Raw genomic sequence first — 23,366 nt, 5'->3', positions numbered from 1 at the left:
GAGAAGGTCGGTGAAAGAGTGGCGGAAAGCTTGACTGAGCTTGGCGGAAAAGCCCTGATTGACCGTGTAAAAGAGGAGCTGGATCAATAATGGACGGTGAAAAGCCTTTAGATCAAATAAAGGTACTCATCACCAGGGGAAAAGAGGGAGCCAAGGAATTGAGCTCCCTTATTGAAGGTAACGGAGGGACTCCTGTGTCGGTCCCCCTCCTTGACTTCAAGCCGTATGATGATCCGCTCGAGGGGTCGTTCATAGCATCAATACATAATTATGAATGGATCATCTTCACAAGCAAAAATAGCGTTGCTTTTTTTCTTGAAAAATTGACCGTTCACAATATCAACGCTTCCTCACTCTCTGTGAGTATCGCTGCGGTAGGCACAAAAACGGAAAAATATTGTGAAATGCTTGGCCTATCCGTCACATTCGTTCCCGATGATTTTACCGGAGATGACCTTGTAAGGCAGTTCATTACTGAAAGGAAGCCATCCGGCAAAGTTCTGGTGCCAAAAGGAAACCTCGCGCGAAATGTCATTGCTGTTGAATTGAAGGAGGCAGGAATCCATTGTGACGAATGGATTATATACGAAACGATCTTACCCGGTGAGAGCTTCGAAAAGCTGAAGGTGATCATCGAAGCGGGCGGAGTGGATATTTTGACATTCACCAGTTCATCTACGGTACGTCATTTCATGAGGGTGGTCGAAGGGGATTCCCTTTATGCGAAAATAAGGCATCTCCCAGCAGCGTGTATAGGGCCACTGACCAAAAAGACGGCAGAAGAATGCGGATTACATGTAAAAATATGCCCGAACACTTATACTGTAGATGAAATGGTAACAGAAATCATACAGTATGTTTCTGAAGCCGGGGATAAATCATGACAACCCTATCTATTGGAGGTTTTAAAGTGAAAGACTTAATGTTCAATCGTCATCGACGTTTAAGACAATCAGAAAATATGCGTTCCCTGGTTAGGGAGACGCATCTTAGAAAAGAAGATTTGATCTACCCGCTATTTGTCGTGGAAGGAGAGAACATCCGTAATGCAGTATCTTCCATGCCGGGTGTCTTCCATATTTCCATGGATAACTTAAAAGCGGAAATGGATGAGATCGTCTCACTCGGAATTAAGTCGATCATCCTTTTCGGGGTGCCGGCCGAGAAAGACGAACTTGGAAAGCAGGCGTATCATGAGCATGGAATCGTTCAGAGAGCGACCCGCTTTGTGAAAGAACTTTACCCTGAGATGGTCGTCGCGGCAGATACTTGCCTGTGTCAGTACACAAGCCATGGTCATTGCGGAATTGTAAAAGAAGGAAAAATCCTGAATGATGCAACCCTTGATCTGCTTGCAAAAACGGCAGTAAGCCAGGCGGAAGCGGGAGCGGATATCATTGCCCCTTCGAATATGATGGACGGCTTTGTAGCTGCGATCCGTCACGGCTTGGATGAAGCAGGATTTACAGAAGTACCAATTATGTCTTACGCAGTCAAGTATTCTTCCAGCTTCTATGGACCATTCCGTGATGCTGTTCATTCGACACCTCAATTCGGTGACAGAAGAACGTATCAAATGGACCCGGCAAACAGATTGGAAGCTATTCGCGAAGCACAGTCCGATATCGAAGAAGGAGCAGATTTCCTGATTGTGAAACCGGCTCTCTCCTACATGGACATCATGAGAGAAGTGAAAGACCGTTTCAACGCCCCTGTTGTTGCCTATAATGTAAGCGGGGAATACAGCATGGTGAAAGCCGCTGCAGAAAATGGCTGGATCAACGAGCAGGAAATCGTGATGGAAAAGCTGACAAGCATGAAACGTGCAGGAGCAGATCTAATCATTACTTATTTTGCAAAAGATGTAGCAGGCTGGCTGTCCTAAACTAGTTCAACATTCCTGAATATGATTAAAGGAGGAGAACGGATTGCGTTCATTTGAAAAATCACAAGAAGCATTCAAAGAAGCAAAAAAACTAATGCCGGGAGGGGTCAACAGTCCCGTCCGTGCATTCAAATCAGTCAAAATGGATCCCATTTTCATGGAAAGGGGTAAAGGCTCCAAAATCTTTGATATCGACGGAAATGAATACATCGATTATGTCCTGTCCTGGGGTCCGCTCATCCTTGGACACAGCAATGACCGTGTAGTGGAAGCGATCAAGAAAGTAGCAGAAAGCGGGACAAGCTTTGGAGCGCCGACAGAAATCGAAAATAAACTTGCTCAATTGGTCATCGACCGTGTACCGAGCATTGAAATCGTCCGGATGGTTTCTTCAGGAACCGAAGCAACCATGAGTGCTCTTCGGTTGGCACGCGGATATACGGGCCGGAATAAAATCATCAAGTTCGAAGGCTGCTACCACGGCCATGGCGATTCATTGTTGATCAAAGCAGGTTCCGGAGTCGCTACGCTTGGTCTGCCCGACAGTCCCGGGGTGCCGGAAGGAGTCGCGAAAAATACGATAACCGTCCCATACAACGATCTTGAAAGCATCCGTTATGCATTCGAACAATATGGTGACGATATCGCCGGTGTCATTGTAGAACCGGTAGCAGGCAATATGGGCGTGGTCCCTCCTCAGAAAGGGTTCCTGGAAGGACTGCGTGAGATCACGGAACAGCATGGTTCACTGTTGATTTTTGATGAAGTCATGACGGGGTTCCGTGTCGGATATGGCTGTGCCCAAGGATATTTCAATGTGACGCCTGACCTGACTTGTTTAGGAAAGGTAATCGGGGGCGGACTTCCGGTAGGCGCTTATGGCGGAAAAGCCGATATCATGGAACAAATTGCCCCAAGTGGACCGATCTATCAAGCGGGAACACTGTCAGGGAATCCTCTAGCGATGACGGCGGGCTTTGAAACACTCAGTCAATTAACACCTGAAAGCTACGAAGAATTCGGGCGCAAAGCGGATCTTCTTGAAGATGGACTGAAGAAAGCTGCTGAGAAATATGGCATCCCTCACACAATCAATCGTGCAGGCTCGATGGTCGGATTATTCTTTACAAATGATGAAGTGAAGAATTATGAAGGGGCAAAGTCTTCTGATTTGGAGATGTTTGCAGAATATTACCGCGAGATGGCGAACGAAGGTGTATTTTTACCTCCTTCTCAATTTGAAGGACTCTTCTTATCAACAGCCCACAGCGATGAAGATATCACTAAGACGATCGAAGCTGCGGAAAAAGCGTTTGAGAAGATTAGTAAGAAGTAATGATATGAGAAAGCTGACCTTTCATAAGAAGGTCGGCTTTTTTTATTGCAGGTTAATCGGAGAACGAAGAAGTGGCAGGAGATGTCGAATTTTGTATAATGGTCGATAGATCGAAATTTCCGCCGATAAAATTGAATAATCGTAGATAAAAAATTTTATTGGCAGATAAAAGACTCTTGCTCCGTATAAGCACCCACCCATCCGCCGTCATCTCTTATATACTCACTGAAGAATAATCGTATAACAGGGTCTTACTGAGTCCAAGCTTTAATTGATTTTAATTAAAATATCAGATCAATCCGTTAAAACTTCTTCCTCTCTATCATATTTCTCCCTTCCAACTCATAAAGTGATAATGACATTGTCATATATTTCTTTGGTTTGGAACTTGAAAGGAGGAATTTCTTTGTCACATGATCAACAATCGTGCCTGCGATTTTCTTTGGAAGAATCAATTTGGTTCAAAAAAGGACAGGAAGTTGAAGAATTGCTATCTATCTCCTTAGATCCACATATAACGATTCAAGAACAAGAACAGTATGTCCTCATCAGAGGAACACTCGATTTATCAGGTGAATATCTGCCAAGCGGTCGAAGGGAAGAAGACGGTGATGATCAATTTGAAGCAAGCGGAAAATTCGTTCAAATTGTAGAGAACAGGGAAAAAGGGGAAAATGAATTCGTTCATCGTTTCCCTGTGGATGTGACGATCCCCAAAAACCGGATTGCCAACTTAGGGGAAATTGATGTGTATGTCGAATCCTTTGATTATGTCGTTCCGGAAAATGCCTGCTTAAAACTGAATGCTGATTTGACCATCACGGGAATCTACGGGGAGCAGCAGACTCATACTCCTCTTGAAGTGGAGTATAAGGAAGAAGAGCTCTATAGCCCTCTTTATCGGTCAGAAGCGGTTGCGGAAGCACCTGTTGAAGAAGAGGCAGAAGTGAGACTTCAGTACGATGAGGCAGTTGAAGATCTGAACGAAACAGTTGATGATGACCAGGGCGAAAGTGATGAGTATGAAGAGGGATCAAATGATGATTCTCAGGATGATGAAGATGTATATCAGCCATTCTCACTGGAAGGGAGAACACCTCCTGCCGAAGAAGAGGATGAGATACCGGTTCAAATCCAATATGATTCACCCCCGTCCCATGAAGAGAGTTACGTTCGAAAAGAAAATGTATTCGAGCTTCCGGAGCATGAATTAAGCGAGTCTTCCCAGGAACAGGAAATACCTCAGCCGGCGGTCGAACAGAAGCAAATGCAACAGCCGGCGGTCGAACAGAAACAGATGCAACAGCCTGCACCGGTTCAGAAACAGGTGAAAGAAGAAGAAGAGGAAGAAGAATCTTCTTCGATGGAAGTGGAATTGGAAGCAGATGAAGAACCAGCTGATAAAAAGAAAAAAATCAAAGGGAAGAAAAAGTATGAAAGTATTTCCCTTACAGATTTCTTTGCACGGAAAGAAGAGGAACGAGGGGCAAAATTAAGGGTTTGCATTGTTCAAGAAGGGGAAACCCTCGACCACATTGCTGAGAAATATGATTTGACGATTGCCCAGCTTTTACGGGTCAATCATCTGGAAGCAAATCAGGAAGTCTATGGCGGCCAGGTTCTTTATATTCCAAATGAAGATCCAGTGTTCAAGATATAAATATGAACATGAACCAGAACGATTGAATTCTATCGATGAATCAGGACTGACACCAACATATGGCGGCAGTCCGTTCTTTTTTTATATCGGATTCAGTTAAAGGGAACTGCTGAATGACGGGGAGGTGAAATACATGCAAACCATCGACAGTTTAAAACCTGTCTTGCAGCCATACGGGGTAGAACCTTTTTTTGTAGAAGACACAGGAAGGGTATGCAGGGTATACTCGAATAAAGGAACGCTTGCGGTCAAGCATATTCCTGCTGAAAACGGTGTTGATTTCGTCCGGAATGTCCAGACTCTTTTTCAAAGGGGGTACAACCGGATCGTTCCCATTTATCCGACTCTGGATGGAAGGTACGGTGTCTGGCACGAAGGAGAACTATTCTATTTGATGCCGTGGCTGAACAATCAGGAAAAGGAGGATCGATTTGAAAAACATCAAAAGCTTTTCCGGGAACTTGCCAGGCTTCATACCATATCATCGCAGGATGTGAAGATAAACAAGGAAGAAAGGGAATCACATTATGAACAGCTGACTTCCAGGTGGGAGAAGGAACAGCAGTTTCTTGATGAATATGTGGAAACGTGTGAAAAAACAGCTTATATGTCACCGTTTCAATATCACTTTTGTATGTTTTACAAAGATGTGTCCCAGGCCCTTAAGTTTTCAAGGAAAATGCTTGACGAGTGGTATGAAAACACGAAGGATCTTGATAAAGTGAGGACGGTCATCATCCATGGAAAAGTGTCGACCGAGCATTTCTTATTCGATGACAGAGGGATGGGTTACTTCCATAACTTAGAAAACTCGAAAATCGCTTCGCCCTTTCACGACCTTCTTCCGTTTCTGTCCAGAACATTGAAAACGTATCCCAAGTATTATGATGAATGTGTGGAGTGGCTGGAAACGTACTTTCACCATTTTACTGTCCGCAACGAAGAAAGGCTGCTGTTCATGAGTTATTTAGCCTATCCAAGCTCGGTGATTGCAGTTGTGGAGAAATATTTTCATACTGCCAAAGGGAAGAGGAATGAACGGAAATCGCTTAAGAAGCTGCAGCGACACTACTGGCTTCTGAAGAATACTGAATATGTGGTCATGCGTCTGGATGAAATGGAAAAAAAGAAGCAGGAGCAATCAGCCGAAGCAGAATAAAAAAAAACTGACGAAGTCGGATTTCGTCAGTTTTTTAAATCCAATCGAAGTAAATGGCAAGGCCGATGCCGATAAACAGGGTCAATAGAAGGACATCGAATGTGGTTGGAAGCAAAATGGTGCGGATCCCCTGAAAGATGGTAAAGGGGATGATAAATTGTTTACATATTAACCGCGCATTCCCCATCCACTTCTGGAAGGTGTAATGATTCATTTTTTTCATAATTGTCCACTCACTTTCCTGGGTATATTCACTACTTTATCTTATGATTCCGGTCCAGAAGGGTGCCAAGGACAGGCGAAGTGAATATTTTTTATTAAAATCGGCAAGAATGATTGACGAAAGTTCAGTAAATCCTATACTATAGTGAGTACATAAATAGTTTTAAAAGCGTTGAACAGGAAGAGTACATTGCCCCCCGCTTTCAGAGAGGAAAATCGTTTGCTGAGAGATTTTCCAAGCGAAGACGATGGAAGGTCGCCTGAAGAGCTGCTTCTATGAAGACAGTAGTAGAAGCCGGTTAAAAGCCGTTATTGTTCATTGAGAGTTCAGGAGATCTTTGTGGCTTCTGAGAAAAAAGGTGGTACCGCGAAACGAATCCTTCGTCCTTTTACAGGGCGAAGGATTTTTTGTGTTCCGAAATTAAATCACCTTTATAAAAAGCTATTACAAATCAGGGAGGAAATAAAATGGAAACTCAAGATCAATTATCGATGCCGACCAAATATGATCCGAATGCAATTGAGCAGGGAAGGTATAAATGGTGGCTGGAAGGAAAGTTTTTTGAAGCGAAAAGCGATAAAGAAAAGGAACCGTATACGATCGTCATCCCCCCGCCGAACGTAACAGGGAAGCTTCACCTCGGGCATGCTTGGGATACGACGCTCCAAGATATCCTGACAAGAATGAAGCGTATGCAGGGCTACGATGTACTATGGCTGCCCGGTATGGACCATGCGGGGATTGCTACACAGGCAAAAGTAGACGAAAAGCTGCGTAACGCTGGAATTTCAAGACATGACCTGGGACGCGAGAAATTCGTTGAAGAAACGTGGAAATGGAAAGAAGAATACGCAGAGCATATACGTAAGCAATGGTCGAAAATCGGGCTGGGCCTCGATTACAGCCGTGAACGTTTTACGCTGGACGTAGGCTTATCTGAAGCCGTACAAAAAGTATTCATTGATCTATACAATAAAGACTTGATTTACCGCGGTGAATACATCATCAACTGGGATCCTGCCACAAAGACAGCTCTTTCCGATATCGAAGTTATTCACCAGGATGTTCAAGGTGCCTTCTATCACATGAAGTATCCACTAACTGACGGAAGCGGACATATTGAAATCGCAACTACACGTCCGGAAACAATGCTTGGTGATACAGCTGTTGCTGTACATCCTGAAGACGAACGTTACAAGCACATGATCGGTAAAAAGGTTACTCTTCCGATCGTCGGACGTGAAATTCCGATTGTAGGTGATGACTATGTAGATATGGAATTCGGCTCCGGTGCAGTGAAAATCACACCTGCTCATGATCCGAATGATTTTGAAATCGGGAACCGTCACAATCTTGAACGCATCCTTGTGATGAATGAAGATGGCACCATGAATGAGAATGCAGACAAATATAAAGGGCTGGATCGCTTTGACTGCCGCAAACAAATTGTCAAGGATCTTCAGGATGCCGGTGTTCTGTTTAAGATTGAAGAGCATATGCATTCTGTAGGACACTCCGAACGCAGCGGAGCGGTTGTAGAACCTTATTTGTCCACACAATGGTTCGTTAAGATGGATCCATTGGCACAGGAGGCGGTAAAGCTTCAAGAACAAGAGAATAAAGTCAACTTTGTTCCTGACCGTTTCGAAAACTCCTATCTTCGGTGGATGGAAAATACACGTGATTGGTGTATTTCGCGTCAATTATGGTGGGGGCACAGAATTCCTGCTTGGTATCACAATGAAACGGGTGAAGTATATGTCGGGGAAGAAGCTCCTTCTGACAGTGAAAACTGGTCTCAGGAAGAAGACGTTCTGGATACATGGTTCAGTTCGGCACTTTGGCCATTTTCTACAATGGGATGGCCGGATACAGATTCTGAAGACTTCAAGAGGTATTACCCGACCAGTACGCTTGTAACAGGCTACGATATCATCGGATTCTGGGTATCCCGCATGATTTTCCAAGGTCTTGAATTCACCGGTGAGCGTCCATTCAAAGATGTACTGATCCACGGCCTCGTTCGTGCTGAAGACGGCCGTAAAATGAGTAAATCCCTAGGAAACGGCGTCGATCCGATGGAAGTCATCGAGAAGTATGGTGCAGATTCTTTGCGTTACTTCTTATCAACAGGCAGTTCACCTGGTCAGGACCTGCGCTTCTCATTCGAAAAAGTGGAGTCGGTTTGGAACTTTGCCAACAAAATCTGGAACGCATCACGTTTCGCATTAATGAATATGGACGGTATGACCTATGAAGAGATTGATCTGAGCGGAGAAAAATCCGTTGCGGATAAATGGATTCTTACACGATTGAATGAAACAATCGAACATGTTACACGTCTTGCCGACCGCTATGAATTCGGTGAAATAGGCAGAATCCTATATAATTTCATTTGGGATGACTTCTGTGACTGGTATATCGAAATGGCGAAGCTTCCTTTATACGGTGAAGACGAAGCAGCCAAGAAAACAACGCGTTCGATTCTGGCTTATGTACTTGACAACACAATGCGACTTCTGCATCCGTTCATGCCGTTTATTACCGAGGAAATATGGCAGAACCTGCCGCATAAAGGCGAATCAATCACGGTTGCAGCATGGCCGGAAGTGAAGGAAGAACTTACAGATGCACTTGCTTCGGAAGAAATGAAACTGCTTGTGGAAATCATCAGGGCTGTACGTAATGTCCGTGCAGAAGTGAACACGCCAATGAGCAAACAAATCAAGCTTATCCTGAAAGCGAAGGATGAAAAGATCCTGAGTGTGCTAAATAAAAATAAAGCATATATCGAACGGTTCTGTAATCCGGAACAATTGGATATGGGGATAGATATCACACCTCCGGAAAAAGCGATGACTGCAATCGTTACGGGAGTTGAATTATTCCTTCCATTACAAGGACTGATCAATATTGATGAAGAAATCGCCCGCCTGAAAAAAGAACTTGAAAAGTGGACGAAAGAGGTAGCGCGCGTTCAAGGAAAGTTGAATAACGAAAGATTTGTAAGCAAAGCGCCTCAAAAAGTAGTAGACGAAGAAAAAGCCAAGGAAAAAGATTATCTGGAAAAGCAGGCAGCAGTGAAAGCGAGAATTCAGGAACTGAAAACTGTATAAGAACGTACTCAGAAGGCTTAGGAGAAGGAGTCTAATTGTTGGGGAATGGCCCTGAAGCAGCTAGGCTCCCCTCCTGCTTTTTTTGATTGGAGTGAATCAAAATTGTTTACATATGAAGAAGCGGTGGGATGGATTCATGCTCGGCTGAGACTGGGAATAAAGCCTGGACTGGAAAGAATGCATCATTTATTGAAGGAACTTGGAAACCCGCATGAAAATATAAAATCAGTCCATATAGGTGGAACGAACGGGAAAGGGTCGACGGTCACTTATTTACGTCATATCCTGCAGGAGGCAGGTTATTCGGTCGGCACATTCACCTCTCCTTATTTCGAACGTTTCAATGAGCGAATATCTGTGAATGGTAATCCCATTTCCGACAAAGATCTTATTTCGCTTGTTTCCCTCGTTAAACCGATTGCCGAAGGAATGAAAGATAGCGAGTGGGGGGAACCATCGGAATTCGAAATTATTACAGCAATGGGCATAGTCCATTTTGCGGAGACTGCCAAACCTGATCTCGTCCTTTTTGAAGTTGGGCTCGGAGGAAGACTGGATTCAACAAATGTAATCAATCCTCTTGTTTCGGTCGTCACAAGTATAGGGATGGATCATATGCAATTTTTAGGGAATTCGATCGAGGAAATTTCGTTTGAGAAAGCTGGAATCATCAAACCTGGTGTACCGGTAATATCAGGTGTATCACAACCTGAAGCAAGAAATGTAATCATAGAAACGGCAAAGGAGAGGGGAAGCCTTGTCTTTCAGGCAGGTGAGGATTTTCATACAAAGCGGGATCCGTTCTTAAATAACGGGGAAAGCTTTCAATACGAATCCTCCGGCCGTAGATCGACCTATGATATTGCCATGATGGGGGCACATCAAGTTCAAAATGCAGCCATTGCCTTAAAAACAGCAGAATTACTTCTGGCCCAAAATGAAATCACTTATACGGATGCAGATCTTACAGCAGGATTGCAAAAAGCATACTGGCCAGGCAGGATGGAACTCGTCTGTGAGAAGCCGGCAGTCATATTGGACGGTGCACATAATCCTGAAGGGATACAAGCATTGGTGACGACGATCAAGGAACGTTTTCCAACTGAGAAAGTGACGATTCTCTTTTCTGCATTGAAGGATAAAGAACTGAAACACATGATAGGTTTGCTTGAGGAAGCGGCATCGGTCATAAGTTTCACCTCCTTTTCCTTTCCCAGGGTGGCAGAGGCGGATGAATTATTCACATTATCCGATCACCCCATGAAAGAGAAGACAGAGGACTGGCAGCATTATATAGAAGAAAAGCTGGAATCGATGGGGGATGAGGAAGCCTTATTTATTACGGGATCTCTCTACTTTTTATCTGAAGTCAAACCTGTACTTATCCAAAAGTTAGAAAATTCCAGAAAAAACAAGTGACTTTATTCATTTACTCTGATAAAATATTCATAAACTTGTGACTATTTAACTATTTTGGTGGGAAGATAGCATATCATGCAAATTGAGGAGGATAGGGATGCAGCTTTCACTTAATAAGAAACTTTGGATACTTTTTGCATGGCTGGCCATCGTACCTGCCGGCTTGTATTATACATTTCGATTCTTTCCTCCTCAAAATGTCGATGGTAACGGCTGGGAACTGCTCACGCTTATCGTGTTTGCCACCTTCATCCCCCTCATGCCGATCGTCATCAATGGCTCCACCATCTTCTTCATTCAGTGGGTAACCCTTGTGGGATTTTTAAAATACGGTTTATTTATGGAAATCGTTCTGATGCAGTTTTCGATCATCCCTTTGCTGATCCGTCTTCGGATGGCTAAAACAGATTGGCACAGAGCGCCTTTGAATTCGCTCATGTTTTTTATTGTTTCTGTCTCAAGCGGTTTAATTTATTTTTTGCTTGGCGGAGAAACAGGTGCTCAAAGTATAGGGGGAATGCTGCCTGCGGCATTGGGTTACCAGGTTGTATCCATTATGATCAACCAATTTCTTTTGTTGGCATACCAGCGATATGTAGTCGTGAATGATATCCGGTTCTACAGCAAGGACTTCATATGGGACTTCATTGCAAATATGATCATGTTTCCCATGTCACTTTCACTTTATTTTCTCACTTTTCAAATTGGACCGTATGCATCGCTTCTGATTGGCATTCCATTCATCAGTTTGTCGATGATATTAAAAATGTATAATTCCTCTGAGAAAATTAATGAATACCTTCAAAAGGCCGGGGAAATAGGGCACCAGCTAACAGAAAGCCTCAAGGTAGTTGAAGTTCTCGATATCTTTCTTGAGAAGATCATCGAAACCCTTCCTGTGGAATATGCGTACATACTTGACTGTAAAGGCGATGAACTGGTCCTGTTAAGAAGGGTCGAAAGCGGTCAGAAGAATCTGCACAGATTCCCTGTACTTAAAAAAGGCAGGGGCATCAGCGGCATGGTATGGAATTCAGGCAAGTCGGTCATTTATGGTTCCCGTTCTGAATGGGGAGGATTGGCAGATGGCTATATGCCTGCCGGAGTGGAAAGCGTTTTATGCGTACCGATCGTGAGAAGCCAGAAAGTGAGGGGGATCCTCCTCTTGGCTTCTTCCAAAAAGCGTGCGTATGAGAAGTTTCAGCTGATGATCGTAGAGATTCTATGCTCCTATTTCGGTGTGGCCATCGAAAACGCCAGACACCATGAACAAACAAAGAAAAACAGTGAAAGATGTGCCTTAACCAATCTTTATAATTACCGTTACTTCGAAGACATGCTGTCACTAGAATTCAATGAACTTGAGAAGGGGAGCAGGACCTCGTTATCACTTATCATGCTCGACCTTGATCACTTCAAAGTCATCAATGATAACTACGGTCATCAGAGCGGAAATGAAATCCTGATAGAGCTTGCGGACCGTTTATGCAAGTTGATTGGACCCAGAGGTACCGTTGCAAGATATGGCGGAGAGGAGTTTGTCATCCTGCTGCCGGATACAGAAAGAGATGATGCGATAAGGCTTGCGGAACAGGTCAGACAGTCCATCGCAAACCGTCCATTTGTCCTGCATGATACACTTCAGGCATCAAACAGAAAATTAATGGTCAGGATTACCGCGAGTATCGGCGTCGCATCCGCTCCAAAAGATGCGGATGATACTATGGCTTTGATCCGTCATGCCGACAGGGCACTGTATACGGGTGCGAAGCAGGCGGGGCGGAATCGTGTGGCTGAATATGTGAAATAAGTGAAGACACCTTTTGGCTATGCCGGAAGGTGTCATTCTTTTTTTTGTAAAAGAAAGATAGTGACTTTGCACTATTTTTTGAAAGAGTAAGCAATCATTTTGTTTCAATTTTAATGGTTGTGTAATAAAATAGTAATAGTTGAAATTTGTAGAGTTGTAGCGAATTGTAAACCTATAGAAAGAGGGATGATTATGATCACGATCCTATTTGCCGCCGGAGCCTATCTCCTCTTGCTGCCGTTACTGAAATTCATTCCTATAAAGTTATCGGTTAAGCAGAAAGTGATCATTTCTTCCCTCGCATTTGGTATAACTATATTGTCCGTGATTGGCGGTAAGTTCCTGCCGCAGATTAGCGTGATCGCCCTATTGATTCTTTTGACAGGTCTCACCTTCTATTTTGTTGGGCAGAAATTTCAGAAGCGGACATCATCCTTGCAGTCCGATCCTCAACCAGAAAGTATGCCTTCCGCAGTCCGGCACCATAAGCCGATTAACTATAAAACTATTGATGAGAATCTAACGGATGACCAAGGTTCAGAACCAAACCAGAATGAAGGGTTAGAAGAAAGTTTCATTGCAGGCGAACAGGACGGAAATATTAAAGAACTGGGTTGGGAAGACATTCAGCCTGGACAGTATGTTGATGATGAGATATTAAACTTACTGGCCCCCGAAACGATAAGCGGGGAAGATGAGTTCAATGTAAGCGAAGACAGGATTCCGGAAATCTCAGCGGATACCGATTCGATTATTGAGCAGGAAGAGGAAGAAGAATATAATCGCTTGTTTTCAGGGATGGAAAGATAAAGTCACATTAAGGCAGGAGGTCCCTAAATGAAAAAGAGAGCCCATTCAAGTACCGTTTTTTTAGTTTTATGCACAGTGTATTTAGTCGGTTCCGCACATTTAGGGACCAAGTTGTATGACCGGATTTTCGAAACGGAAAGTGTTTCTGCCAATGCCTCGTTGATTGCCGGAATGGAGATTTCAAATGAAAGCAAAGATAACATAAAAAATAAACTGAATAAAGAGATTCAAGTCTGGAAAGAGAATCAAAATGTAAAGGCTGCCTATCTAGAGGTTGAAGAGCCTATTCCTTCAGACATATTCCAGTTTGATGTTAATGCAAGCGTTGACAAAGCTGTTAATGGCGAAGACTCTCCCCTGATTTTACATATAGACGATGAGCGGTTCCTTGAAGTAGTGTCTTTCCTCGGAATGGATAGGGACCTGATACAGATTGATAAGCTCAAAGAAGCCGTGATGGCAGAGGCCTCAATGCTTGAAGCAGATGTACAGATATTTGATCTCGAAGACTTTATGAAAAGCCCCGATGCCGTGAAGGTACTTGCTGAAAATGAGATAGCGGGCGTAGATGCGACTAAGGGGCTGGATGCGTTCCTATCTTCCTTTAAGGAAATCGTGATTGAACCCTTATCCACCTTTTCACTCCTGAAAGTGGTGGAGGACCAGAAGATCACCAGTATGACGAATGAAGAGTTGAGCGTCATATCAACAGGTTTATATGAAACCCTGCTTTACTCTGATCTCCAAGTCATTCAGCGCCACCAGGGAAGCTCGCTGCCTGAATATGCAGAACTTGGGTTCGAGGCAAGAGTGGATCAGGGACTTCAACAGGATTTCGTGTTCATTAATCCGACCAACCAGGCTAACAAGATCCGGATTGATCTGAACGGGGATACGTTGGTCTTCGTTTTAGAAGGTCCCCGGCAGCCGTACGAAGTGGAAATTTCATTACAGAACAAGCAGACCGTCGAACCCCGGGTTATCAAACAATACAGTCCTTATGTGAATCAGGGGCAGACGAATGTAAGAGCAGAAGGGAAAGATGGGGTCCAGACCGAAGTATGGAGGAAAATGGTCGATTCCGGCGGAAAAGTGTTGAAAGAAGAATTGATTTCAAGCGACTATTACCCGCCTGTTCACCGTGAAGAGCTCGTAAGTCTTGAAGAATATATGGTCAACAAAGAGAATGTTTTACGAGAAGGAGAAGAACCCGTCACTTCGACTGGGTCCGGTGATGATCAAGCAGAAGATTCTGACCGGAAAGAAACGGGTCATGCAGACAACCTGGAAGAAGATAAGGATGATCAACCGGATCTCCAACATGTGAGTCCAGGTTCTGAGTCTTCTTCGAGTGGGGAAATTCCGAATCCTGATATGAAGTAATAGTAAGATGGGGTGAAATATAATGGTCCAAGACCGGAAACGATTAGGGGATTTATTAGTGGAAGCAGGACTGCTGACAGAGGAAAAACTTCAGCAGGCTCTGGAGGAGAAAAGCAAAGATCAAAAACTCGGTGATGCCATTCTTCAAAAGGGATACATCACGGAGCAGCAATTGATTGAAGTGCTTGAATTTCAATTGGGGATCCCTCACGTAAGCTTATTCCGATATCCATTTGATCAAAAGCTGTTTCATCTGATACCTAAAGAGATGGCGAAACGGAACTTGATCATCCCGCTGAAAAAAGAAGGGGACAAGCTGTTTGTCGCGATGGCCGACCCAATGGATTTTTATGTGATAGAAGACTTACGATTGTCTACAGGTTTTTTCATCGAAACAGCAATTGCGACGAAAGATGATATCCTTCGCTCCATCAATAAATTCTATGATATGGATGAAAGTTTTGAAGAGTTGAAAGGGTTGGGGAACGAACCGCAGACTGAGCAGGATGAAACCTTACTAGATCAGGATTCGCCGATAGCACGGCTCGTGAATCAAATTCTCTCTAACGCTATGACCCAGAAGGCAAGCGACGTCCATATCGATCCTCAGGAAACGAGGGTGCTGATCCGATATCGGGTCGACGGCATCCTGCGTACGGAAAGAGCAATTCCGAAACACATGCAGAGCATGCTGACCGCCAGAATTAAAATCATGTCCCAGCTGGATATCACGGAGCACAGGATTCCCCAGGATGGACGAATCAAGACGAATATCGATTTCCGTCCCATCGATTTAAGGGTATCTACATTGCCGACTATATATGGGGAAAAGATGGTTCTCAGGATCCTTGACTTGAGTTCATCGCTTAATGACCTCACCCAGCTGGGTTTCAATACACTGAATATGAAACGATTTCAGTCCCTGATCGAACGGCCGACAGGCATTGTTCTGATCACCGGACCGACGGGTTCAGGAAAATCATCTACTTTATACGCAGCTTTGAACAAGCTTAATAGTGAAGAGGTCAATATCATTACCGTTGAAGATCCGGTCGAGTATCAGCTTGAGGGGATCAATCAGATCCAGGTGAATGCCAATGTCGGGCTGACATTTGCCAAGGGACTGCGTTCGATCCTGCGGCAGGATCCGAATATCATCATGGTCGGGGAAATCCGCGATAAAGAAACGGTGGAAGTGGCCATACGGGCTTCCTTAACCGGTCATTTGGTACTCAGTACAATCCATACCAATGACTCCCTGACGACAGTGACCCGTCTCATCGATATGGGGGTGGAGCCTTTTCTTGTGGCGACTTCCCTCAGCGGAATCGTGGCACAGAGATTGGTGCGGAAGGTGTGCCGCGACTGTTCTGTAGAGGAAAGTCCTACTAGGAGGGAAGCCGACATTTTCAAACGGAGAGGGCTGACAATCGAGAAGATCAATCGTGGAAAAGGCTGTGCCGCATGTAATATGACAGGGTATAAAGGCAGGCTGGCAATACACGAAGTGCTGGTCATCAATGAGGAAATGAAGAAGATCATCCTGAACAATGAATCGCTTTCAACATTAAGGGAAGCGGCTTACAGATCGAAAACGATCTTTCTGTTGGATGATGGTTTGTTGAAAGTGAAGCAGGGAATCACCACTACAGAGGAAATACTCCGGGTTGCAATCGAGTAAAGAAGGTGGGCACTATGAAAGAACGTATCAATCATTTATTAAGAGCAGCATTTGAATTAAAGGCTTCCGACATCCATCTTACAGTGGGATCTTCTCCTGTATTCCGCATTCACGGAGATTTGAAACGGTACGGACAGGATGCTCTTAAGCCGGGCGATACGGAACAAATGGCTCGTGCCGTCATTCCTGAGGAGTTATGGGATGAATTTAAAGAGCGGGGGGAACTCGACCTTTCCTACGCCATTTCAGGTGTCTCGAGATTCAGGGTGAATGCATACCATCAGCGTTCGTGCATATCCATCGCCCTTCGAGTCGTACCGACGAAAATCCCGACTCTTGAGGAACTGAATCTTCCAGGCGTGCTGACGAAAATAGCTGAAAAGCCACAAGGACTGGTACTTGTCACTGGCCCGACAGGAAGCGGGAAATCCACTACATTGGCATCCATGATCCAATACATGAATCAAACGATGAGGAAACATATCATCACATTGGAAGACCCGATTGAGTATTTGCACAAGCACGGATCTTCGATCATCGATCAGCGTGAAGTCGGATTTGACACGAAATCATTTGCATATGGGCTGCGCAGTGCATTGAGGCAGGATCCCGATGTCATCCTGGTAGGTGAGATGCGTGATCTGGAAACGATCCATACAGCGATTACGGCAGCTGAAACAGGTCATCTTGTACTTGGAACCCTCCATACTTCGAGCGCGGTGTCCACGATCGAACGGATCATCGATGTATTTCCTTCTGTACAACAGTCCCAAATCAGGGTGCAGCTCGCTTCCGTCCTTCAAGGAGTCATCGCCCAGAGGCTGCTTCCCACTGCTGATCGGCAGGGGAGAGTGGCTGCAACCGAAGTACTTCTGAATAGTTCTGCTGTCGCTAACTTGATCCGCTCTGAGAAGATCCATCAGATCCCGAGCATCATGCAGACTTCAAAGGCGCAGGGAATGGAGCTTCTCCAATCGACGGTCAAACGATTTGTTGACAGCGGAAAGATATCACATGAAGTGGCACAGCCTTATTTACAGGAGACCGTTTCTTTATGACGAGGTTCAAATATGAAGGCAGGGACAGGAGCGGCAGGAAGCGGGGGATCATTTCAGCCTCCTCAAAAAAAGAAGCCATGCTGAGACTGAAGAATCAGGGGATCCGGGTCATTTCTGCCGAAGAAGTTCCGGAAACATTTCTGACGAAAGATATTACATTTGGGAAACCTGTTAAGCTTCAGCAGATGGTCGTTTTCCTCCGGCAGTTTTCTACGCTTCTAAGAGCAGGTGTCACCGTCGTCGATGCGACGAGAATCCTCTCCGCTCAAACAAGCAGCAAAGCACTGTCGAAGGTTCTGGCTGACGTGGAAGTGGAATTGAAGGAAGGAAACCCTCTTTCCGATGCGTTTGCCAAGCATCGGAAAGTATTCGAACCGCTGTTCTTCAATATGCTGAAAGCGGGGGAAGCAACGGGTAGCCTGGATGAAACGCTGGAGCGCCTTGGCGATCATTATGAGAAACAGCACAATACCCGCCAAAAAGTCATCGCTGCATTGTCTTATCCGGCAGTGGTTGGCATCATTGCCATCGGTGTCGTCATATTTCTGCTGCTTGCAGTCGTTCCAACCTTTGTTGATATGTTTGCTGAAATGGGAGGCGAACTCCCGCTTATCACGAGGGCGGTGCTGGGGGCGAGCGGGTTCGTACAGAGCTATTGGTACATTCTATTGCTGCTGGTTATCTTAGCTGCTTTAGGTATCACCTTTATCAGGCGAAAGAGTGAAACGAAATATTACTTGGATTACGCGATTTTAAGGATACCGATCTTCGGCAGCCTGATTCAGAAAGCAGTACTGGCAAGAATGACAAGGACATTCAGTTCGTTGTTCTCAAGCTCGGTCCCCATCCTTCAGTCCATGCTGATCCTTGAAAAAGTAGTGGAAAATGAGGTGATAGCGAGAGTGATAAAGCAGTCGAGGGATTCACTGGAAAGCGGAAGCTCCCTTACCGAACCAATGAAAGAGCACTGGGCAATCCCGCCACTCGTTTCGCACATGATTTCAATCGGGGAAGAGACGGGATCGCTTGACGCCATGCTTTCAAAAGTAGCGGACTTCTATGAAAAAGAAGTGGAAAACACGACAGATCAGCTTAAATCACTGATCGAGCCTCTGATGATCGTCCTGCTTGCAGGATTAGTAGGGACGATTGTCACGGCTATCATGGTTCCGATGTTTGAAATGTTTAATAATGTTCAGAATTTCTAGCAATTCGGCTAAAATTTTACAAAATTCCACTATTTTTTTACTAGACGTGATGTATAATGGAAGTAGATTGATAGAGTACTAAAGTACTACATAAAACCATTTCGGGAGGAAAAAAGATGTTAAAAAAGTTTTTGAAAAATGATAGAGGTTTAACGCTTGTCGAGTTACTGGCTGTTATTGTGATTTTGGGGATTATTGCAGCGATTGCGGTGCCGAGTATTGGAAGTATTATTTCAAAAAGTAAAAACGATGCTAAGGTAGCAGAAGCTATTCAAATAATTAATGGTGCAAGATTAGCTAATGCATCAGACTCTACAGCCACTACTTGGACGCATACTAGTTTAACTGATTATATTTCAAAAGTAGAAGATGAAAATCTTGACTATGACGTGAAGCTAGTAGATGGCGAATACTATATTAAGAACCACGATGCTTCATCGGTTGAAGGGCTTACACCTGATGATGATGATGATTATCTTTCGGAAGAACAGCTTACTGACGCATCAAAATAATGGTTATTATAATCATCCTCTACGCACTCCTCCTGGGCTCCTTCTACAACGTAGTAGGCCTGAGGGTGCCGCTGAAGAAATCAATCGTTAAGCCAAGATCGAGCTGTCCGTACTGCCGTCATCAACTGACTGCGGTCGAGCTCATACCTGTGTTTTCATATCTCATCCAAAAGGGGAAATGCCGCCAGTGTAAAGGGCGCATTTCTCCTTTATATCCGTTTATGGAGGCATTGAATGCCGGGCTATTTGTACTAGCCTATCTGCAGCTTGGGATGCAGTGGGAGCTGCTGGCCGCTTGGACGCTGATATCGATGCTGGTCATCATTACGGTATCCGACCTTAAATATATGGTCATCCCTGATAAGGTCCTTCTCTTCTTCCTGGTTTTGATCATTCTGGAACGATTCTTCATCCCGCTATCGCCGTGGTGGGACAGTCTGGCAGGCGGAGCGCTCGGATTCGGACTGCTTCTGCTCATTGCAGTTATAAGCAGGGGCGGAATGGGGGGAGGGGACATTAAACTATATGGAGTCATCGGTCTTGCTGTCGGTGTTAAGCTGACGATCCTCTCCTTTATGATTGCCACGTTCCTTGGAGCTGTCATCGGACTGACGGCCTTGGCTTTCAAGCTAATTGAAAAAGGGAAGCCGATTCCATTCGGTCCATTCATTGCAGCCGGGACGATTTTAGCTTATCTGTACGGTGACGGGATAATTTCTCTCTATCTATCATCATTTTATTAAAGTAATGCAAAGAAAGGATCCGGTCCATGGGTTTTCTATCGTTTCTCTCTAGTTCTTCTAAAACAGCAAATATTGTATTTACAGACCATTGTATCCGATTTCTCGAGTTGAAACAGTCTTCTGCGATACTGGTGTCTTCAATGGATGAACGCTTGCTCCCTGATGGAGTGATTAAAGGCGGAAGGATCATCGATCGGGAAACACTTCTGTTTATTCTTGAAGAATGCATAGACGATTGGAAAATCAAGCGGAAATCTGTCCGTTTCGTCGTACCGGATCCCTTTGTCGTCCTAAGAAAAGTCTCAATCCCCACTGATATCAGGGCAGATGAGATGGAGGGCTATCTCTTCCTTGAAATAGGGTCAAGCATTCATTTACCCTTTGAGGATCCGGTATTCGATTATTCATTATTGGAAAGATCCGGTGAGAATCAGGAGATATTATTGGCTGCCTCACAGGAAGAAATAGTCGGGAGCTACAAAGAGCTGCTTGAAGAAGTGAAGTTGAAGCCTGCTGCTGCGGATATTGCTCCGCTTGCCTTGTATCGCTCCATTCTTCATGAAGGAAAAGTACTGCCAAATGAACATACCATGCTGCTTCATATGGATGAACAGCTATTGACCATCTCGATCTTTCACAAGCATGAGCCCATCTTCACACGGCCGATTGTCTTGGAGGCTGAAATGGCAGACAAGGCACCAGAGCCGGTATACCCGGTGACCATTCTTAGGGATGCGCTTAATGAAATCGAGAAAGTGATGAACTTTTACCGTTACTCCTTAAATAAAGGAGAGCAATCCGTCGAGAAAGCAGTTGTCAGCGGAGACCATCCCCGATTGAATGAACTTAAAGAACAATTGCAGGAGAGGGGTTCGATACCGGTTGAATTTCTGCAGTTGAAAAACGCCGTGACACTCAATGACGAAAAAGTGCCTGCGGGGTTCGCCATCGCTTTAGGTCTTGCATTAAAAGAGGTGCAGCATAGTGAAACTTATTGATATTAACCTATTGCCCCAAAAAGAAAAAAAAAGGACGGCCTTTACATACAGCGTCCTGGGTACTGCAGGAATTTTCATTTTTATTGTTCTGTTCATGATGCTTACCTGGCAGAATATGATCGCTGATACAAACAGGATAGATGTAAAGATTGAATCTGCAAAAAAAATCATCGAGGTGCAGCAGACGAAAGTACTTGGAGCCGAAACATCTGGCGGTACCGGTCAATTGAGTGATGCGGTACAGAAAATGATGACCTATCCGGTCAAAACAGTGCCGCTTTTGAACGAATTGATCTCTCTCTTACCTGAAAGAGGGTTTTTTAGGGAATTTGAGTACAGTGAGAGAGATATTATCAACCTGACCATTCAATTTGATTCGTCCAGGGAAGCTGCGTTCTATCTTGCTCATCTAAGAACGGTGGAATGGATCAAGGAAGCCGAAATCATTGAAATCACGACGCAAGAAATCGATGAAGATGAATCGAATGACATCCTGCCAAGATATTTGGCTTCATATTCACTTCACCTGGATTCCGGCAAACTCGATGCACTTCTTTCTGAAAAGGAGGAAGCCGAATGAAAATCGATTTTTCAAAAAAGCAATGGTCGATATTCATTAGTCTGTTTGCGGCAGGTTTAATCATGGCAGCGGTACTCAACTTCTTTCTCATCCAGCCAATGGAGGAAAGAATCAACTATAAGGAAGAAGAGTTGGCGATCCAGCTTAAATTACAAGAGGCGATCGAAACCAAAGTAAACAATATCAATGAAAATGACACGGCTGATTCCACAACCCTGCAAAAAAAAATACCAGTGGAGCCACTGACCGAGCGTCTGATACTGGACCTCGAAAAAGCAGAGCTGATTTCAGGAAGCACCATACAATCTATTAATTTCGAAAAAACGGATGGTCCCCTTGCAGCACAGGGAAATGAAGAGTCAGACGGGGTCCCCGTAAAGGAAACTCAATTACCACCTCTATTAAAAAGACTGCAAATGACGATGGTCGTAGAGTCACCGTCATATTTCGAAATGGAAGAATTCCTCGAAGAAATAGAAAGCCTTCAACGTATTGTCGAAATCAACAGGCTCTATTTTGAAGGTGAGGAGGAATTGAAGGAAAGTATTGAAGGGTACAGCGAAGATATGGTTACCTTTGAACTGACTGCATCTGCTTTCTTCATCCCGGAACTGGATGACCTTAAAAACGGAGTACCGGCGATTCAAAGCCCGTCACCTTCCTTGAAAAAGGATCCGTTTCCTCAATTTCCGAACGAATAGACAATCTTCTTCTCTATTAAAAAATTTGACGAAAACCTCTTGGGACAAGACGACAAAAGTCTTGTTCTTTTTTTTATGGGATGTGATAGCATGGAAAAAAATAGATGAAGGAGGGTGGCGATGGTGGACAAATCTAAGGGTGATAAAAAAATCTCCATCAAAATAAATGGAGAGAGTACGGATTTTGAAGAGGATTATCGTGTACACGATTGGAAGCTGGGCAAAGAGGAAACGGCAGCAGGTGAGGAAAAGCTTGAAGAGCAGGGCTTTGATTGGATCCTGCCTGATGAAACTGCACAGCCCCCAAAGGAATACAAGAAAATCAATTACGTGAGCGGCAAGCAAGTGAAGAAAAAGAAATCATTCAAAAATCCTTTCCATGATTCGGTTAATCTTATCATGTCCATTATCGGGGCGGTCGTTGTCGGTGCCGTACTTGGATTTGGAACACTGAAGGTAATTACGACCACGGATGGAGGAGCTGTACCTGCAGCTACCTTACAGGACACTACCGAGGCAGGCACGACAGGGGGAAGCGAAGCTGAATCTGCCGTCCAGCTGAAAGAATTTGCGACCTCCATTCTGCAGGGAGGTGTCTTTTCCTCACAAGAGTCATTGGCTGCCATGCAGGACACCCTGACCTCAAAAGGAATCGCCAGCGCCTCCATCGAAAAGGATGGACAATGGTTCCTGCTGCTTGGGGTGTCAGCGGATGTCGAAACGGCTAAACTTCTCGGAGAAGACATGAAGGGGGACGGAGTGGAAGTATACGCCAAAGACTTTCAACTTGGTGGAAAAGCAGTCAAGGCAACCAAAGATGAAAAATCTTTTCTTGAAAAAGCCAACGGACTCTATGCCATTCTTGCCGAAGAGAGCAGCAGTGGAGTGTTGAATGGAAAAGCGAATGATTCTGCTGCAGCAACCATTGAAACCGGATTAAATGAAATAGAGAACATCAAAGTGCAGCAAGAATCGATCGAGCGGATGAAAGAATCGGTAGTGAATGCAGCCAAGCAGACACTTGCGATGAAAACGTCAGAGGATGCAGCGAAAGTCCAAGGAGAACTCTTAGGATATCTTGAAC

At 44.5% G+C, this 23,366-nt stretch carries 20 protein-coding genes and 1 other annotated feature; of the genes, 19 read left to right on the top strand and 1 reads right to left on the bottom strand.

Features of this window, described 5'->3' with window-relative positions; genetic code table 11:
• The first annotated feature begins 89 nt into the window (after nucleotides 1–89).
• From HP456_RS05370 to ysxE, 5 genes are all read left to right on the top strand, one after another.
• A complete protein-coding gene (locus tag HP456_RS05370) occupies nucleotides 90–884 on the top strand; it encodes a uroporphyrinogen-III synthase (RefSeq protein ID WP_172248984.1) in 795 nt (264 codons plus the stop codon).
• Nucleotides 885–910: 26 nt separating this feature from the next.
• On the top strand, nucleotides 911–1,885 hold the full coding sequence (gene hemB, locus HP456_RS05365; protein ID WP_172248983.1) for a porphobilinogen synthase: 975 nt from the start codon (nucleotides 911–913) through the stop codon (nucleotides 1,883–1,885).
• Nucleotides 1,886–1,928: 43 nt separating this feature from the next.
• A complete protein-coding gene (gene hemL, locus HP456_RS05360) occupies nucleotides 1,929–3,221 on the top strand; it encodes a glutamate-1-semialdehyde 2,1-aminomutase (protein ID WP_172248982.1) in 1,293 nt (430 codons plus the stop codon).
• A gap of 406 nt (nucleotides 3,222–3,627) precedes the next feature.
• Nucleotides 3,628–4,881, top strand: coding sequence for a stage VI sporulation protein D (gene spoVID, locus HP456_RS05355; protein WP_246288760.1), 1,254 nt, complete (start codon nucleotides 3,628–3,630; stop codon nucleotides 4,879–4,881).
• A 133-nt stretch (nucleotides 4,882–5,014) separates the two neighbouring features.
• Nucleotides 5,015–6,040 (top strand): spore coat protein YsxE, encoded by a 1,026-nt coding sequence (ysxE, locus tag HP456_RS05350; RefSeq protein WP_172248980.1) that lies wholly within the window; start codon nucleotides 5,015–5,017, stop codon nucleotides 6,038–6,040.
• 34 nt (nucleotides 6,041–6,074) lie between these two features.
• Here the strand turns inward: ysxE and HP456_RS05345 are convergent, their stop codons facing one another.
• A complete protein-coding gene (locus HP456_RS05345) occupies nucleotides 6,075–6,263 on the bottom strand; it encodes a YszA family small membrane protein (protein ID WP_172248979.1) in 189 nt (62 codons plus the stop codon).
• Between the two features lie 162 nt (nucleotides 6,264–6,425).
• Nucleotides 6,426–6,654, top strand: a binding site (T-box leader).
• Between the two features lie 76 nt (nucleotides 6,655–6,730).
• On the opposite strand from HP456_RS05345, the gene HP456_RS05340 reads away from it, so the two are divergent.
• The 14 genes from HP456_RS05340 to HP456_RS05275 form a co-directional block, all read left to right on the top strand.
• Nucleotides 6,731–9,379, top strand: a complete 2,649-nt coding sequence (locus tag HP456_RS05340; RefSeq protein WP_172248978.1) for a valine--tRNA ligase — start codon at nucleotides 6,731–6,733, stop codon at nucleotides 9,377–9,379.
• Nucleotides 9,380–9,481: 102 nt separating this feature from the next.
• The gene (locus tag HP456_RS05335) at nucleotides 9,482–10,798 is read left to right on the top strand and encodes a bifunctional folylpolyglutamate synthase/dihydrofolate synthase (protein WP_246288757.1); all 1,317 of its coding nucleotides are present in this window, start codon (nucleotides 9,482–9,484) and stop codon (nucleotides 10,796–10,798) included.
• Nucleotides 10,799–10,895: 97 nt separating this feature from the next.
• A complete protein-coding gene (locus tag HP456_RS05330; protein ID WP_172248976.1) occupies nucleotides 10,896–12,608 on the top strand; it encodes a sensor domain-containing diguanylate cyclase in 1,713 nt (570 codons plus the stop codon).
• A 192-nt stretch (nucleotides 12,609–12,800) separates the two neighbouring features.
• Nucleotides 12,801–13,418 (top strand): hypothetical protein, encoded by a 618-nt coding sequence (locus tag HP456_RS05325; RefSeq protein ID WP_172248975.1) that lies wholly within the window; start codon nucleotides 12,801–12,803, stop codon nucleotides 13,416–13,418.
• 27 nt (nucleotides 13,419–13,445) lie between these two features.
• Complete coding sequence (locus HP456_RS05320; protein WP_172248974.1) at nucleotides 13,446–14,801, top strand: VanW family protein; 1,356 nt, start codon at nucleotides 13,446–13,448, stop codon at nucleotides 14,799–14,801.
• A gap of 22 nt (nucleotides 14,802–14,823) precedes the next feature.
• A complete protein-coding gene (locus HP456_RS05315) occupies nucleotides 14,824–16,482 on the top strand; it encodes a GspE/PulE family protein (protein WP_172248973.1) in 1,659 nt (552 codons plus the stop codon).
• A gap of 14 nt (nucleotides 16,483–16,496) precedes the next feature.
• The gene (locus tag HP456_RS05310; RefSeq protein ID WP_172248972.1) at nucleotides 16,497–17,540 is read left to right on the top strand and encodes a type IV pilus twitching motility protein PilT; all 1,044 of its coding nucleotides are present in this window, start codon (nucleotides 16,497–16,499) and stop codon (nucleotides 17,538–17,540) included.
• Entirely contained in the window at nucleotides 17,537–18,748 is a 1,212-nt protein-coding gene (locus HP456_RS05305; RefSeq protein ID WP_172248971.1) for a type II secretion system F family protein, read from the top strand. The genes HP456_RS05310 and HP456_RS05305 overlap by 4 nt, the downstream gene beginning before the upstream one ends.
• A 116-nt stretch (nucleotides 18,749–18,864) precedes the next feature.
• Complete coding sequence (locus HP456_RS05300; protein WP_172248970.1) at nucleotides 18,865–19,260, top strand: type IV pilin protein; 396 nt, start codon at nucleotides 18,865–18,867, stop codon at nucleotides 19,258–19,260.
• Nucleotides 19,260–20,003 (top strand): prepilin peptidase, encoded by a 744-nt coding sequence (locus HP456_RS05295; RefSeq protein ID WP_172248969.1) that lies wholly within the window; start codon nucleotides 19,260–19,262, stop codon nucleotides 20,001–20,003. The genes HP456_RS05300 and HP456_RS05295 overlap by 1 nt, the downstream gene beginning before the upstream one ends.
• A gap of 26 nt (nucleotides 20,004–20,029) precedes the next feature.
• Nucleotides 20,030–21,001, top strand: coding sequence for a type IV pilus biogenesis protein PilM (pilM, locus tag HP456_RS05290; protein ID WP_172248968.1), 972 nt, complete (start codon nucleotides 20,030–20,032; stop codon nucleotides 20,999–21,001).
• Nucleotides 20,988–21,581, top strand: a complete 594-nt coding sequence (locus HP456_RS05285; protein WP_172248967.1) for a PilN domain-containing protein — start codon at nucleotides 20,988–20,990, stop codon at nucleotides 21,579–21,581. Before pilM ends, HP456_RS05285 begins: the two co-directional genes overlap by 14 nt.
• Nucleotides 21,578–22,282: a hypothetical protein gene (locus HP456_RS05280; protein ID WP_172248966.1), complete on the top strand. Its 705-nt coding sequence runs from the start codon at nucleotides 21,578–21,580 to the stop codon at nucleotides 22,280–22,282. Before HP456_RS05285 ends, HP456_RS05280 begins: the two co-directional genes overlap by 4 nt.
• Nucleotides 22,283–22,402: 120 nt before the next feature.
• Nucleotides 22,403–23,366: hypothetical protein (locus HP456_RS05275; protein ID WP_172248965.1), on the top strand; the 964-nt coding region annotated here is incomplete at its 3' end.

It is taken from the genome of Bacillus haikouensis (assembly GCF_013179555.1).
GTDB classification, from domain to species: Bacteria; Bacillota; Bacilli; order Bacillales; family Bacillaceae_B; genus Rossellomorea; species Rossellomorea haikouensis_A.
This window is presented reverse-complemented; position numbering and strand designations above follow the sequence as displayed.